This is a genomic window from Sphingobium sp. B11D3A (genome assembly GCF_025961695.1).
In the GTDB taxonomy this organism is placed as follows: domain Bacteria; phylum Pseudomonadota; class Alphaproteobacteria; order Sphingomonadales; family Sphingomonadaceae; genus Sphingobium.
Genome location: NZ_JAOQOE010000001.1, coordinates 1,787,733 through 1,804,889, shown reverse-complemented (window position 1 = coordinate 1,804,889; position 17,157 = coordinate 1,787,733). Strand labels below are relative to the sequence as shown.

Sequence of the window (17,157 nt, the reverse complement as noted above, 5' to 3'; positions counted from 1 at the left end):
ATCCATCAGGGTCGGATGAGCATCCGGCCCTGAACAGTGGGACCTGTGGGATAATCGAAAGACGAAATATTCAATTTTACTTTCTTATGGGGCAAAAACATGGCCACGACTTCAAAATATATCATTATGAGCACTGCTGCCGACAATTCCAACATTATCGACTTCGGCCTGAATTACGGTACGCTTTCGCTGGACGGGCAGGAGATGCAGTTTCTCGGTTCGGCTCTGGTCGATGCCGTCTTCGTCCGACCGGGCGCGACTTATTCCCTCAGCATGGGTGCGGGCGCAGATCGCATATATTTTGAAGGGGCACTGGCCGACTACACGCTCACCAGATCTGGCGCGACGCTCACGCTGACGCGGACGGCTCAGGGCAAAGTGGAGACGGTCAGTCTCGCCGGCGCTAACTCCGCGACGACCCCTGATGTGCTGGTGTTCTCGGATGGCAGCGTGGCGGCCAATGCGGTGTACAATCATGTCTCGAAGGGTGACCCGTTGCCGGTGCCGTCCGGCGAGACATCTGTTGCGCCGAGCGGACCGGCCGCGCCGGCGGCAGTCCTGTCCGCGACGGTCAAGGTCGTGTCTTTCGACGGGACCGGCGAGACGATTGCGCTGTCCAAACCGGGCATGAAATTTCAGGTGCTGGGCAATGCCGGCGTCGATGTCGTTTACGTCTCTGATGGTGCGACGGTCGATGCCTCGGCGCTCGGAAACAGCACCGATATTGTCTACATGCGTGGTCACTGGGCCGATTACACCAAGGTGGTCTCGGGCTCGAAGATGACCTTGACCCGGACTGTTGGCGGTCAGCTCGAAACAGTTGTCGTCTCGGCCGCCGGCAATGCGCTCAACGATCTTCTCGTCTTTGCTGACGGCGCCGTGCGCTCACAGGTTGCCGGCACGGCTGTGAAGGCGGACGCCAACGTCGCGATCGCGGCCATCTCCGGCTACGATGCAGCGACGATCACGCCCGGTCTCAACGAGGCGCCGGTGCTTGCCGAGGCACTGGTGGATCAGATGACGGTCGAGGGGCAGGCGTTCACTTACAGCATCGCGGCCGGAAGTTTCACGGACCCGGATGGCGATGCGCTGACCTACACGGCGCAACTGGTCGATGCGCAGGGCAATCTCTCCGCATTGCCGTCCTGGCTGAGCTTCGATGGCGCGACCGGCACCTTCTCGTCCACGTCCGCGCCGGCACTGGCCAGTCCGATCACCGTTCGCGTCACAGCCTCGGATGGGAGCCTGTCGGCATCCGACGACTTCACGATCGAAGCGCATCCTGTGCCGCTCCTTTCGACCAATGTCGATGGCGTGACCAACCTTGATGTGCGGTCCGACCTCGTCTTCACCTCGAGCGAGGACATCGCTCTGACCGCTGTCGACGGCGTTTATGAGATCAAGATCGTCAACGATGCCAACACGTCCGCTAAGGCGGGATATTCCGGCTCGTTGGGTGAAGCGATCGACAACACGCAAACATTGGTCGTCACCGTCGTCGACGGCGAGGTCTCGGCGACCTGGAACGGTGCGACCGTCGCCGTTGCGGATGTCCTCACCATTTCGGGCGACAAGCTGATCATCAATCCCAAATATGATCTCGATTTCTCGAACAATTATCATGTCGAGATCGATGCGGGCCTTCTCGTTAGCGCGACCTCGGGTCTCGGTAATGCGGCCTTGCTCAGCGGCGCGACCTTCTCGACCGTCACGCCCAACACCAGCGGCACCGGAGCCGCGCTCGTTACCGGCGCTGCGGCTTCGCAGACCATGGTGGCGGATGGCTCTCTGACCGCAGGCCACAAATGGGTCGGCCTCGATGGTATTGGCAACACGGCGGTCTCGGCTGCCACGTCGATCGGTAGCCTTGCCGCGGATGGTTATGCGCTGATTGTGACGGACAGGGACGATTCGAGCGTGGTGGGTACCTGGGACTTCTGGGTCCGCGCGACCAATTTTGGCGCTGACGATCTCGTCTATCTGGACAATCAGCACAACGGAACGAGTGGGTGGGATCTGGCAAGCACCTCGTTCGGAAGCGGCGATGCCGCCAACCCGAATGACACGCGCGTCGACTTCGGCACCTACAGCGCAACTGCGCCATTCCCAAACAGTAGTCAGGCCTGGATCGATCTCGATATCGGTGGCGAGTGGCAAGATTCGCCGGCCGCTGCGCAGGCTTTCCTACAGTCACAAACAGCTCTTTTTGTAGGCGGTTAAATCATGCCGGGCCAGATCGAAATCTGGCCCGCCTTAACGCGTTTCCTCGAGAACATTTTCTAGCAGAATTTTTTTGAAATTCTCTTCCGGAGTCAAAGGTCATGGCAATCACGTCGAAATATATCATCATGAACACCACCAATGGTGGCAACTTCATCGATTTCGAGCTGAATTACGGAACGTTGTCTCTGGATGGGCAGGAAATTCAGTTTCTGGGCTCCTCTTTTGTGGACGCCATCTTCATCCGTCCCGGCGCGACCTATTCGCTGAGCACAGGTGCGGGCGCGGACCGCATCTATTTTGAAGGATCGCTGGCGGATTATACGGTAACGCGGACCGGTGCGACGCTGACCCTGTCGCGTACGGTCGAAGGTAAGGTCGAGACGGTCAATCTCGCCAGTGCCAACTCGGCCACGACGCCCGACGCGCTGATTTTCGCGGACGGCACGGTCGCGACCAACGCGCTGTACAATTATGTGTCGAAAGGCGACCCGCTCCCGGTGCCGTCCGGCGAGACCTCGACTGCGCCGACCGGCGCTGCGGCGCCGGGCGCGGACCTGTCCGCCACCGTCAAGGTCGTGTCCTTCGATGCCAACGGTGAAACCATTTCCCTCTCCAAGCCGGGCGTGACTTTCCAGATTCTCGGTAACAACGGTGTTGATGTCGTCTATGTGGCAGATGGGACGACCATCGATGCATCGGCGCTGGGTGGCGGTACGGACGTCATCTATTTCCGCGGCCGGTGGAGCGATTACACCAAGACGGTGAGCGGCTCGCGTATGACGCTCACCCGCACGGTGGGCGATAACGTCGAGACCGTGACGGTGTCGGCAGCGGGCAACACGCTGAACGATCTGCTCGTCTTCGCCGATGGCGCGGTGCGCTCGCAGGTGGCGGGCACGGCTGTCAAAGCCAATGCCACCGTCGCCCTCGCCGACCTGTCCGGCAACGATCCCGCCACGGTGACACCCGGCCTCAACGTGGCGATCCAGTCCATCGCCCAGCCGGCCGCGCCGAGTTGGTTCAAGGTTGGCGATACGCTCAGCCTCACGCTCAATTTCTCCCAGCCGGTCGTGCTGGCCCAAGGCAAGACCGTCACGGTCGTGGCGTTGATCGGCGGGCAGGAAGTGCTGCTGACGGCAACCGGCACCAGCGCAACGGCGGCTGGCGTGCGCGGGCTGGAGTTCACCGCCGCGCTGGCCGGCAATCTCTATGATGGCGACGGCATCACGCTCAAAGCGGACAGTCTCGCGCTCGGCACTGCCACGACCGACGATTTCAAGGGCGAGGGCGGCTTGCCCGTCGTGCTGACGTCACCCGCGATTCAAGCGCCCAATATCCGCGTCGATACCGGCGCCCCGGATGCCGCGACGCTCAACCTTGTCGGGAATGCGGTGAAGGGCGTCGACGCGGCGCTCTCTGCGGATGGCGTGTTCTCGCTGACGGCTGAAAACCAAGCCACCGTGCAGATCGAATTCCGCAGCGCGAACGGCGTGATCGTGCGGACCGTCACCGGCACAGGCGCCGCGCAGGCGATCACCCTCAGCGCCGCCGATCTGGCCGAGCTGGGCGATGGCCCGGTGCAGGTCTCCGTGCAGGTCACCGATGCCGCCGGCAATGTGTCCGCGCAGAGCGACCTCAGCTTCACCATTGACGGGGAGGCGCCGGGCGCACCGGTGCTGGCTCTGGGCACGGGCGTCGGCACGGGCGCGACGGCGGCGGAAGCCACGTCGGCCAACGGCGTGGTCCTCGTGACTGCCGAGGCCGGATCCAGCGTGGCGGTGACCTTCACCAATGGCACCAGCAGCATCACCAAGCAATTGAGCGCTGACGGGACGGCGCAGGCTGTCGTCCTGACGGCGGAAGATCTTGCGACGCTGGGCGATGGCCAGATTGCCGTGTCGGTCACGGCGACGGATGCTGCCGGCAATGTCTCGGCGGCGACGCCGGTTGCCTTCACGCTCGATACCGTCGCGCCCAGCGCGATGGTCGCCAGCGCGGATGCGCAGAGCGGGATTATCGCGATCACCGGTCAGGAAGCCGGATCGACCATCGAATACAGCATCGATGGCGGGCAGAGCTGGAGCCAGAGCTTCGCGGCGCGGGCGGGCACCAATGCCGTTCAAGTGCGCGAGGTGGACGCTGCGGGCAATGCTTCGGCGCCGCAGTCGCTGAGCTTCAATCTGGCGACGGCGCTGCCCGCGCTGTCGGTCGGGCTGGCGCAGGATAGCGGCCTTTCGGCCATTGACGGGCTGACCAGCAATGGCAGCCTTCAGGTTTCCGGCGTGAGCGCGGGCGCCACGGTGGAGTACAGCATCGACGGGGGGCAGAGCTGGACCAGCGCCTTTACGGCGGTGGAAGGGCTCAACCATGTCCACGTTCGCCAGGTGAACGGTGCGGACCTCTCCCCGCCCGTGCTGCTGGTGTTCACGCTCGATACGGTCGCGCCGGAGGCGCCCGCGATCACCGTCGCTGCGAATGTCGCGAACGGCGCGACCGCTGCGGAAGCGCTCTATTCCGGCGGCGCCGTGCAGGTGGCGGCCGAACTCGGCACGTCCGTCGCGGTGACCTTCGCGACCGCGCAGGGGAGCGTGGTGAAGACCGTATCCGGGATCGGCGCCGCGCAGGCGGTCGTTCTCGATGCTGCGGATCTCGCCATTCTGGGTGATGGCGAGGTGGCGGTCTCCGCTATCGCGACCGATGCATCCGGCAATGCGTCGGTTGTCGCGACGAGCGCATTCACGCTCGACACCACGGCCCCCAGCGAACCGCTTCTCGACCTGATCGGCGATGCGCAGAAGACAGCGGCGGAGGCGACGGGCACCGAGGGCGCCATGGCGGTGACGGCGGATGTCGGCACCAGCGTGCGGCTGGTGTTCAACGGCACCAGCGGGACGGTGACCAAGCTCGTGCAGGGCACGGGCTCGGCGGTCGCGGTCAGCCTGACGCAGGCCGAGCTGATCACGCTCGGCAACGGCACTGTCGCCGTTTCGGCCACGGCCAAGGATGGCGCCGGCAATGTGTCGGCAGCATCCGCGCTCAGCTTCGTTCTGGACACGGGTCTGCCCGATGCGCTCGTCGTCGAAGGCAATGAATATACCGGAATCCTCAGCATCACCGGGCAGGAGCCGGGTGCGCTGATCGAGTTCAGCGTGGATGGTGGCGCGACCTGGAGCAAGAGCTTTACGGCCAATCCGGGCCCCAATTCGGTAATGGTGCGCCAGACCGACGTGGCCGGCAACATCTCGCCGGCCACGCTGGAGGAGTTCACGCTCGATCCCTCGATCACCCTGACGTCGCTGTCCCTCTCGCTCGGCAATGATACCGGCGTCTCGAACACGGATGGCGTGACCTATGACGCAAGCCTGGTCGTCGGTGGCCAGGAGAGCGACACCGCGCTGCAATACAGCCTCGATGGCGGCGAAAGCTGGAGTTACGACATCGGCAAGCTGGACGGGGCGACCCTGCTGGCTGTCCGGCAGTTCAATGCCGTAAGCGGCAAGTTCTCCGCCGCGTCGATGATGAGCCTGACGGTCGACACAGCGCCGCCTGCCGCCCCGACGGTCACGCTGGGCGCGGGCGTCGCCGATGGCGCCTCGCTGGATGAAGGCACATCGAGCGGCGGCATCGTGCGCGTCACTGCGGAAGCCGGGGCCACCGTGGTGGTGACCTTCACCGGCGCCGACGGCGTCGTGGAAAAGACGATGACCGGCACCGGTGCCCCGAAGGCGGTTCTCCTCTCGGCTGCCGAACTGGCCCAGATCGGCGATGGTCCGGTGGCGGTCACGGCCGTGGCCAGCGATGCAGCCGGCAACACCTCGCTGAATGGCACGGCCAGTTTCACCCTGATGACGGCGCTGCCTGACTCGCCGCTGCTGCAAATCGTGGGGAGCGAGACCAAGTCCCTGGCCGACGCCCTGTCGACCGACGGCGTGCTGACGGTGACAGCCGCAGCAGGCCTCGGCGTCCGCCTCGTCTTCACCGGCGTGAGCGGCACGGTCGTCAAGGTCATTGCCGCAGCGAGCGGCGGTGAGGACATCATCGCGATGACGTCCGGCGATCTCGTGACGCTGGGCGATGGCCCCATCCTCGTGACCGCGCTTGCGCTGGACGTGGCCGGCAACGCTTCGGCACCGGCGACGCTGGACTTCAGTCTGGATGCGGTGCCGCCCGCGGCGCCGCTGCTCACGCTCGGCGTGGGCGTGGAAAATGGCGGTGCGACCTCGGCCGAGGCCAGCGCCGGCGCCGTGCTGGTGAAGGCCGATACCGGCACCATCGTCACGCTCACCTTCACCCATGGCAGCAATGAGGTTGTGAAGGCTATCACGGCCAACGGCGCCTCGCAGGTGATCCGTCTCACGGCCGGCGACATGGCGCGGCTGGGTGACGGGCAGGTCCAGGTGACGGCTGTCGCCACGGATGTCGCCGGCAACCAATCCGATCCGGCCCAGGCGGCCTTCATTCTCGACACGGCCGTTCCGGTTGCGGGCCTCACGCTGGTTGGTGGCAGCACCAAGTCTTCGGCTGACGCGCTCTCGGTCGACGGCGTCGTGCTCGCCGCTGCCGAAAACGGCGCGGCGATCAAGGTGACGTTCAACGGTTATTCGGGCCGCACGGAAACGGTCAATCTGATCGGCACCGGCACGGCTCAGGCCGTGACGCTGACGGCAGCCCAGATCGCGGCCTTGGGTGACGGCGTCGTCCAGGTCTCGATGGTCGTCACTGATCTAGCGGGCAATCAGTCCTCGCTCGAAAGCCTGACATTCAATCTCGACGCCGGCGCGCCGGAAGCGCCCACGCTGACGTTGGCCACCGCTGCTGCGAACGGCGCGACGGAAGCGGAAGCGACGGCCCCGACCGGCATTCTCACACTCTCCGCTGAGCCCGGCGCCGTCGTCTCGGTGACCTTCAGCGGGTCTGTCGGCAGCGTGACCAGAACGCTGGTCAGCGATGGCGCGCCTAAGACGATTGTCCTCACCGCGCTGGAACTGCAGACGATCGGTGACGGCGCCGTGGCCGTGTCCGCCGTCGCCAGCGATGCCAGCGGGAATGTCTCCACGCCGGCGACCTCCAGCTTCACGCTGGACCGGCAGGCGCCCCTTTCGCCAACTCTCGCCCTTGGCGCCGGCGTTGCCGGCGGTGCGACGCAGGCCGAAGCGCTTGCGAGCACCGGTGTGGTGACCGTGCGTGCGGAAGGCGGGTCGGCCATCACGGTCACCTTCGCCGGGTCCCTAGGGACAGTCTCGAAGCAACTGGTCGCCACGGGTGCGGTCCAGGCGGTGACACTCACCGCCGCTGATCTCACCACGCTGGGTGATGGCGCTATCTCTGTGACCGCCACGGCGACGGACGCGGCAGGCAATGCCTCGCCGGTGGGCACGCCGCTCGAGTTCGCGCTGGATCGGGTGGCGCCCAGTGCGCCGACCCTGGCGCTCGGCACCGGCATCGCGGACGGTGCGTCGGCAGCGGAAGCCTCCTCGCAGGGGGGTGTGGCTCTGGTCACGGCCACGGCCGGGCTGACGGTGAGCGTCACGTTCAAGAATGGCAGCAACCAGATCGTCAAGGAAGTGGCGGCCACGGGCGCGGCGCAGGCGGTGGTCCTGACCGAAAATGACCTGGCGACGCTGGGCAGCGGCACGATCTCGGTCAGTGCCCTGGCCCGCGACGAGGCGGGCAACGCCTCGACGGCCGCCACGTCCAGCTTCACGCTGGACACGGTTGCCCCGGCGGCTCCGCTGGTCTCGCTGATCGGCGCTTCGGCCAAGACCAGCACCCAGGCTGCCAATGTGCTCGGCGTCGCTCAGGTGACGGCGGAGAATGGCTCGGCTGTCACGGTGACGTTCACCAATGGCATCAACAGCGTGGCCAAGACGCTGACCGGCACGGGAGCGGCGCAATCCGTTGTGCTGACGGCCGGTGACGTGGCATCGCTCGGCAGCGGCACCATTGCCGTGTCCGTCACCGCGATCGACGCGGTGGGGAACATCTCGCAGTCCGGCAATGCGACCTTCGTCATCGACAACACGCCGCCTGCTGCCCCCGTCATCGCGCTGGGTGCAGGCGTGGCGGATACCGCCTCGCTGGCGGAAGCCACGGCGAGCACGGGCGTCGTAACCGTCGCGGCGGAGGACGGCGCGACGGTGACTGTCACCTTCACCCGCAGCGGCAATACCGTGACCAAGACGGTCACCGGCGCTGGCACGGCAAAGGCTGTGGTCCTGACGGCCAGCGATCTGGCAGCGCTCGGCGACGGAACGATCTCCGTCTCCGCCATTGCCAAGGATGTGGCCGGCAACACCTCCGCCGCAGCCACACCGGCAAGCTTCGTGCTGGATCGGACGCCGCCCACGGCGCCGGTGCTGGCGCTCGGCGCCGGCGTCTCCAATGGCGCGACGCTCGCCGAGGCCAAGGCCGCCACGGGCGTGGTGACCGTCACGGCGGAAACTGGCGCTGCCGTCACCGTGACCTTCACCAATGGCGTGAACAGCGTCACCAAGACGCTGACCGGCACGGGCTCGGCCCAGGCTGTCACGCTGACCGCCGCCAATCTGGCGACGCTCGGCAATGGCACCATCTCGGTGTCCGCAGTGGCCCGTGACACGGTCGGCAATGACTCGGCGGCGACGAGCCGGACCTTCACGCTCGACATGACCCCGCCCAACAATCCGACGCTGACGGTGGTTGGCTCTACGGAGAAGTCCGCGGCGGCAGCAAGCAGCTCGGCGGGGGCCGTGACGGTTTCGGCCGAACTCGGCTCGGCTGTGACCGTGACGTTCACCAATGGCGCCAATGTCGTGACCAAGACCATGACCGGCACCGGTGCCCCGCAGATCGTGACGCTGAGCACGACCGATCTGGCGACACTGGGCGACGGCTCCATCTACGTCGCGGCAACCGCGACCGACACGGCAGGCAACGTCTCCGCCGGCGGCGGTTCGGTGCAGTTCACGCTGGATCGGGTCGCGCCGAATGCGCCCACGCTCACGCTGGCTGCGGCCATTGCCGACGGTGCATCCATGTCCGAGGCGCTCGCCGAAACGGGCGTCGCGACCGTCATGGCCGATGCTGGCTCGCTGGTCACCGTGACCTTCGTCAACGGCTCCAACAGCCTTGTGAAGAATGTGGTCGCCACCGGCCTCACCCAGGCCGTCACGCTGACGCAGGCGGATCTGACGGTGCTGGGCAATGGCACGATCTCGGTGTCGGCGGTCGCCACGGACGCGGTTGGCAATGAATCCGCCGAAGCCAGCCGCACCTTCCTGCTCGACATGACGCCGCCCAACCCGTCCGTCCTCGCGCTGGTGGGCTCGCCCGCCAAAACGACGGCGCAGGCAACCGGGGCCGGGGGTGTCGTCAAGGTCACCACGGAACCGGGCGCCACGGCAACGATCAAGTTCACCAGCACGGCCGGCACGATCACGAAGACGCTGGTCGGCACCGGCGTGGCGCAGACGGTCCTTCTCTCGGCTGCTGACGCGTCTGCTCTGGGTAACGGCACGGTGAATGTGTCCGTGCAGGTACAGGACTCGGTCGGCAATCTCTCGACCGCTGCCACCACCAGCTTCACCATCGACGATGTCGCGCCGAATGCGCCTGTCATCGTGCTGGGCACCGGCGTGGCCGACATCGCCTCGGCGGCGGAAGCCACGGCGGCCACCGGCGTCATCACGGTGCAGTCGGAAGCCGGCGCCGCCATCACAGTGACCTTCACCAATGGCAGCAAGAGCGTCACCAAGGCGCTGACCGGCACGGGATCGGCGCAGGCCGTGGTGCTGAGCGCCGCTGATCTTGCGACGCTGGGAGATGGCACGATTGCCATCAGTGCCAGCGCCAAGGACGCCGCCGGGAACACATCGCCCGCAAGCACCAGCAGCTTCACGCTGGACAGCATCGCGCCGGTTCCGCCCAAGCTGGCTTTGGGTGCGGGCATGAGCGATGGCGCCACGCTGGCGGAAGCCAGAGCTGCGACCGGCGCCGTCGTGGTGACGGCGGAAGTCGGCACGACCGTCACGGTGACGTTCACCAACGGCAGCGCGACCGTGCAAAAGTCGATCGTGGCCGCAAGTGGTCCGAACCCGGTGACGCTCTCGGCATCGGATCTCACCTTGCTGGGCAATGGCACGATTTCGGTCTCCGCCGTAACCAAGGATGCGGTGGGCAACGCCTCGACGCCGGTGACCGCCAGCTTCACGCTGGATATGGTCGCGCCGACATCGCCCACCCTTGCCTTGCTGGGTGATGCCACCAAGTCGTCCACCGGCGCCGCCGCCCCTTCGGGCGTGGTGACGGTGACGGCGGAAGCCGGCGCCGTGGTGAAGGTCACCTTCGCGCGTGGCAGCAACACGGTCGTGAAGACCCTCACCGGAACTGGGACCGCACAAAGCGTCGCGCTCTCGGCGGCTGAAGTGGTCGCCCTGGGCGATGGCACTGTGGCCATCACGGCGGTGGCGACTGACCCGGCAGGCAACGCCTCATCCATTGCCTCGGGTGTCCAGTTCACGCTGGACCGTGCAGCGCCGGGTGCACCCACGATCACGCTGGGCACGGGCGTCGCCGACATCGCCTCAGCGGCGGAAGCCACGGCGGCCAGCGGCGTGATTAGCGTGACCGGCGAAATCGGCTCCAGCATCTCGGTGGTGTTCTCGAACGGCTCGAACAGCATCGTGAAGACGCTGACGGCGACTGGCTCGCCTCAGGCTGTTGTGCTGACCACGGCTGATCTGCAGGCGCTGGGTGATGGCACGATTGCCGTCACCGCGCAGGCGAAGGATCCGGCGGGCAACGAGTCGGCCGAAACGGCCAGCAGCTTCGTGCTCGATCGGACGCCACCGGCGACGCCGACCATGACCCTCTCGGACGGCATTGCCGGTGGCGCTACCGCCCTCGAGGCGCTTGCGAGTACCGGTGTGGTCAAGGTGACGGCGGAGGCCAATGCGCTGGTCGCGGTCGTTTTCACCGCCGGGGCCAACAGCGTCACCAAGACGTTCACCGGCAACGGCCTCACACAGACGGTGTCGCTGACCGCGAACGATCTGGTGAAGCTGGGCAATGGCGCGGTATCGGTCTCCAGCTTCGTGACGGACGCGGTCGGCAACCAGTCGGCCGCCGCCACCAGCACGTTCACCATCGATACCGTGGCGCCGACCGGCCCCACGCTGCTGCTCTCTGGCACGGCATCGAAGAACGCGGAGCTTGCGGTCGGCACGGTCGCGACGGTCACGGCCGAACAGGGGGCGACCGTCACCGTGACGTTCGTCCAGGGTACAGTGGAAATCACCAAGACGCTGGTGGGCACGGGCGTGGCGCAGGATGTCGTTCTCACGGCGACCGACGTGGCTGCCTTTGCGGACGGTGCCATCACCTTCTCGGCGGTGGCGCGGGATCCTGCCGGCAACGCATCCGTGGCTTCGGCGACCCGTCAGTTCACGCTCGATCGGGTGGCGCCCGCCGCGCCTGTCATCGCGCTCGGAGCGGGGGTTGCAGATGGCGCCTCCTCTGGGGAGGCGACCGCCGCAGGCGGTGTAATCACAGTGACGGGAGAAAATGGCGGCACCATCCAGGCCGTGTTCATCGGCAACAGCGGCTCTGTGACCAAGACGGTTGCCGCCGACGGCACGGCCAAGCCGATCGTGCTGACTGCTGCCGATCTCACCGCGTTGGGCAATGGCGACGTGCTCGTCTCGGCGCAGGTGACGGATGCTGCAGGCAACATCACCACGGGCGATCCGCTGACCTTCCTGCTCGATACCGTCGCGCCGACCGCGCCGGTCATCGGCTTGCCGGCCTCGTTTACCGGGGGTGCGTCGACAGCCGAGGCGCTGGCGAGCACGGGTGCTGCGACAGTGACGGCCGAGGCCGGATCTGTGGTCGCCGTGACCTTCACGGGCACGCTGGGTACGGTGACGCGCACGGTCATTGGCACCGGTTCGGCGCAGGCGGTCACGCTGGATGCGTCCCAGCTCACAACGCTTGGCAATGGCAATGTTAACGTGACGGCCGTAGCGACGGACGCAGTGGGCAACATTTCGTTGACGAGTGCAACTGGCGCGTTCTTGCTCGACACCATCAATCCGACTGTCACACTCACTACCGGTAATAGCGCGAACACCACCACTACGACCGTTCGGTCCTCGGAGCTGGGCACCGTCTATCTCGTCAATACCACGATGATCCCGACGGTGACGAAACTGGAGGATATCACCACTGTCGATGGCAAGTATTGGAACTCGGTCGCTATCACCACCGCGAACAGCAATACGACCATGAACCTACTTGGTTTGGCTAGTGGAACATACCAGGCATATTCCGTCGATGCGGCCGGCAATATTTCTGCGGTCAGCTCTACCACCTACACTGTGAACGCCGTTGTTGAGGCGAGCGCTCTGAACCAAGCTTCCGCTTCCGTCGGTTTCGCATTTTACGGCTCAACCAGCGCTGAATTGGTGGGGCAGTCGGTCGACTACATCGGCGACATCAATGGTGATGGTTATGGTGACTTCGTTGTAGGGCCTACTGCAAACAGCACTTATGTTTCCCGTTCCTATGTTATCTTCGGCGGTCCGACCAATTTGAACGGCGCGTATAATGTCAACGCCCTCACTGCCAGCAACAACACGCTGGGCTTCTACATAAGCGGCTCTCAATGGTATGAGTATTCGGGCCACTCCGTGTCCAGTGCTGGTGACGTCAATGGCGACGGTCTCAACGATCTGTTGATCGGTGCTTATGGTCGCGACAACGGCAATGACTTGGCCGGCGCCGCTTATATCGTCTATGGCAAGACCGGCGGCACTTACGTCGATCTGGGCGCTCTCCCTAGTGGGGTCGGCGCAACAAAATCGAACGGTTTCGTGCTCTTGGGCAGCAACACCGACGGACGGGCAGGTTACGCTGTTTCCGTCGCCGGTGACATTAACGGTGATGGCTATGCCGATTTTCTGGTTGGAGCCTATTATCAGGATGTCGGTTCGGCCAACGAGGCCGGGCGAGCCTATGTCGTTTACGGTCGCTCCAACAACACCACCATCGACTTGTCCGCGCTCACCGCAGCGAGCAATACGCTCGGCTTCATGGTCGAGGGGTCCAGTACCAGTGACCAGTTGGGATATGCCGTCAGCGACGCCGGAGACGTGAACGGCGACGGTCTGAGCGATTTCATCGTTTCAGCTTACGCTGCCGACACCCCTGGCAGTAACTCTGGTGCGGCCTATGTCGTGTTCGGTCAGACCGGCATCAATGGCGCCAGTCTGAATGTCTCTGCACTAACGGCCGCGACCAACAGCCGAGGCTTCATGATCAGCGGGTCGAGTGCGAATGACCAGGCCGGCTTCACCATTTCCGGTTCCGGTGACATCAATGGTGACGGTCTGTCCGACGTGGTGGTCGCCGCCCAGTATGCCGACAACGGGACTGCTGTTGACGCGGGCAAATTCTACGTGGTCTTCGGCAAGACAGACGGTGCCGGCATCAATGTGAGTGCGCTGTCAGGTGGCGGCAACACGCAGGGCTTCGTAATCAACGGCTCCGGCACCTCCGATTATGCCAGCAGCGTGTCGGTGATCGGCGACATGAATGGTGACGGCCTGGCTGATCTGCTGGTGGGCTCGGTATCTTCCGATGCGAATGGCGGTGGCGATGCCGGCAAGGCCTATGTGATCTTCGGCAAGACAGACAGCAACGCCGTAGACCTGTCCGCCCTGTCTATGGCGGGTAATACGCAGGGTTTCGCCATTCACCAATCCGGCCAGGCCAATGCCTATCTTGGCAGAGCTGTGTCTGCGGGCGACATCAACGGCGATGGCCTCGTCGATCTGATGATTGGCTCCAACTATGTGGACTATAATTACACGGATGGCGGCGGCGTCTTCGTGATCTACGGCTCGACCTCGGGCGTATTTTCCAACGCTGCCAAGGTCAGCCAGATGGGCACCAGCGGAGCCGACACGCTGATTGGTACGTCCGGCAACGATTCGCTGGTTGGCGCCGCCGGCAACGACGTGTTGCGCGGCAATGGCGGCGCGGACGTGCTGTATGGCGGTGCGGGCAATGACCGGATCATCATCAACGCGGATAACGTTGCCAAGCTCGGCCAATCCGGCGCGAGCATCCAGGGCGGCCTCGGTACCGACACGCTGGCACTGGACGGAGCGGGCATCACGCTCGATCTCACCACGCTGAAGGATGCCTTCGTCAAGGGCATCGAGAAGATCGACCTCACTGGCTCGGGCAACAATACGCTCAAGCTGAACCTCACGGACGTGCTCAACCTGCACGATCCGGAGGAGAGCGCGTTCAACGAGTTCGAGGCGCTCACCGGCAAGGTCGGCAAGCAGCAGATGATGGTCGACGGTAACAGCGGCGATGCCCTGCAGCTCGTCGGTAGCTGGCTCGACAGCGGTGTGGACGTGCAGGACGGCACCCGCAGCTACAGCGTCTACAACTATGCCGGGGCTGCGGTGCAGTTGCTGGTGGACAATCAGGTCACCGTGACGGTGCAGGATAATGCTGCCCCTGCGCCGAGCTTTGCGGACACGAGCATCAGCGGAACCGGCACGGACGTGGCCGTCGTCCGCTCGACCGAAGTGGGCACGCTCTATCTGGTGAACACCACGGCTATTCCCACGGTCACCACGCTGGCGGATATCACCGGCAAGGACAGCAAATACTGGAACTCGGTCTCCATTACGACTGCCGATACCAACACCAACCTCAGCCTGCTCGGCTTGGCCAGCGGGACGTACAAGGCCTATGCGGTCGACGCGTTGGGCAATCTCTCCTCGCCGAGCGCCAACAGCTTCACCGTGACGCCCGTCATCCAGGCGAGCGCGATCATGCAGGCCAGCAACTCGCTGGGCTATATGATCGCCGGTTCCAGCGGCACCGAGTCCTTCGCTGCATCGGTCAGCGCTGCGGGTGATGTGAACGGAGACGACTATGCCGACTTCGTGGTTTCGGTCGGCGGAGCTAACCAGACCGCCTCGAAATCCTATGTCGTCTTTGGCGGACCCAACAACATCTACGGCAGCGTGATCGACAGCATTTACAATGTCGCAACTGGAACGGCGGGCTTCGCTATCCTGGCGTCGTCGGCGAGCGATTATCTCGCCAATGCGGTGAGCGCGGGCGACGTGAACGGCGACGGTCTGGGCGATCTGATCGTCGGTGCCACGGGTGTCGATAATGTTGGTACGATTGCCGGGGCCGCCTATGTCGTCTATGGCAAGACCAGTGGGGCGACGGTCGCATTGTCGAGCCTGTCCACTGCGGTATCGGCAGGCTTCCAATTGCTGGGCGGTACGGCGAACGAACAAGCCGGCTTCTCCGTGTCCGCCGCTGGCGACATCAACGGCGATGGCTATGCCGATCTGCTGGTAGGCGCGAACACAGGCAGCACGAGCAGTCAGGGCCGGGTCTATGTGGTGTATGGACGCGCAAATAATAGCAGCATCAATCTGTCGGCGCTGACAGTGGCGACCAACACACTCGGTTTTGCAATTGATGGGTCAAGTGCCAACGACCAAATGGGCCTTAATACGACCGCGCTTGGCGACGTGAACGGAGACGGTCTCGCTGACTTCCTGATCGGTTCGCCTTGGGTGGACGCCAACGGCACCGATGCCGGTGCGGCCTATGTGGTGTTCGGGCGGACTGGCACGAGCGGAACGCCGCTCAATGTGACGGCTCTGACCGCAGCAACCAATACGCTCGGCTTCGCAATCAGCGGGTCGGTTGCCAATGACAATGCTGCATGGTCGATCGCCGGCAATGGCGACATCAATGGCGACGGTCTCATGGATCTCGTGGTGACGGCCCGTCTCGCGGATGCGCCCGCCGGTAACGACGCCGGCAAGACCTATGTGATCTACGGCAAAACCGGGGGGCAGGGCATCAACCTGAGCGCGCTCTCCCAGGCCACCAATACCCTCGGCTTCGTCATCAACGGATCCAGCGCCAACGATTTCCATAACAGGGTCACGGTGCTTGGCGACATCAACGGCGATGGCTTGGCTGACATGGCGATTGGGTCATGGCAGGCGGATACAGGCTTGGGGAACGATGCCGGCAAGGTCTATGTCGTCTTCGGCAAGTCTGACGGTAGCGGGGTGGATCTTTCCGCGCTCGGCGTGGCTGGCAATACCCAGGGCTTCATCGTTGAGGGCAATCAGGCCGGGACGCTCACCTTCGGGGCGGTGGCCGCCAGCGACCTCAACGGCGACGGCCTGGCCGACCTGATCATCGGCAGCAGCAATGCGGATGTGAATGGCCTGACCGACAATGGTGCTGCGTTCGTGGTCTACGGCTCGACCTCGGGTGTCTTCTCAACCACCAAGGTCAGCCAGATGGGCACGAGCGGTGCCGATACGCTCACCGGCACCTCGATCAATGACTCGCTGATCGGCGGTCAGGGCAACGACGTGCTCTTGGGCAAGGGCGGCATCGATACGATCTATGGGGGTAGTGGCAATGACCGGATCGTACTCAATGCCGACAATGTGGTGAAACTCGGCCAGTCCGGTTCCAGTATCCGGGGCGGTCAGGGTATCGACACGCTGGCGCTGGAGGGAACGGACATCATCACCCTCAACCTCACCACCCTGAAGGACGGTGTGATCAAGGGCATCGAGAAGATCGACATCACCGGTGCGAGCAACAATACCCTGAAGCTGAACCTGACCGATGTGCTCAACCTGCATGATACGGACGAAAGCGCGTTCAACGCGTTCCAATCCATCACCGGCGCGACTGGGAAACAGCAGTTGATGATCGACGGCGATGCTGGAGACTCGGTGCAACTGGTCGGGGCCGGCCTGTGGGTAGACAGCGGCCAGGACTATACCGACGGCGGTGTCAGCTACAGCTTGTACAACTACAACGGGGCTGCGGTTCAGTTGTTGATCGACAACGCGGTCACCACGACCGTTCTCGCAGCCTGAGGTC

Annotated in this window: 2 protein-coding genes; both read left to right on the top strand. The window is 64.4% G+C overall.

What is annotated here, in order from left to right; translation table 11 throughout:
• Positions 1–99 precede the first annotated feature (99 nt).
• Positions 100–2,220 (top strand): putative Ig domain-containing protein, encoded by a 2,121-nt coding sequence (locus M2332_RS08585; protein WP_264573731.1) that lies wholly within the window; start codon positions 100–102, stop codon positions 2,218–2,220.
• A gap of 101 nt (positions 2,221–2,321) precedes the next feature.
• Positions 2,322–17,153 carry an Ig-like domain-containing protein gene (locus M2332_RS08580; RefSeq protein WP_264573730.1) on the top strand — a complete coding sequence of 4,944 codons (14,832 nt, stop codon included), beginning with the start codon at positions 2,322–2,324 and terminating at the stop codon, positions 17,151–17,153.
• Positions 17,154–17,157 lie beyond the last annotated feature (4 nt).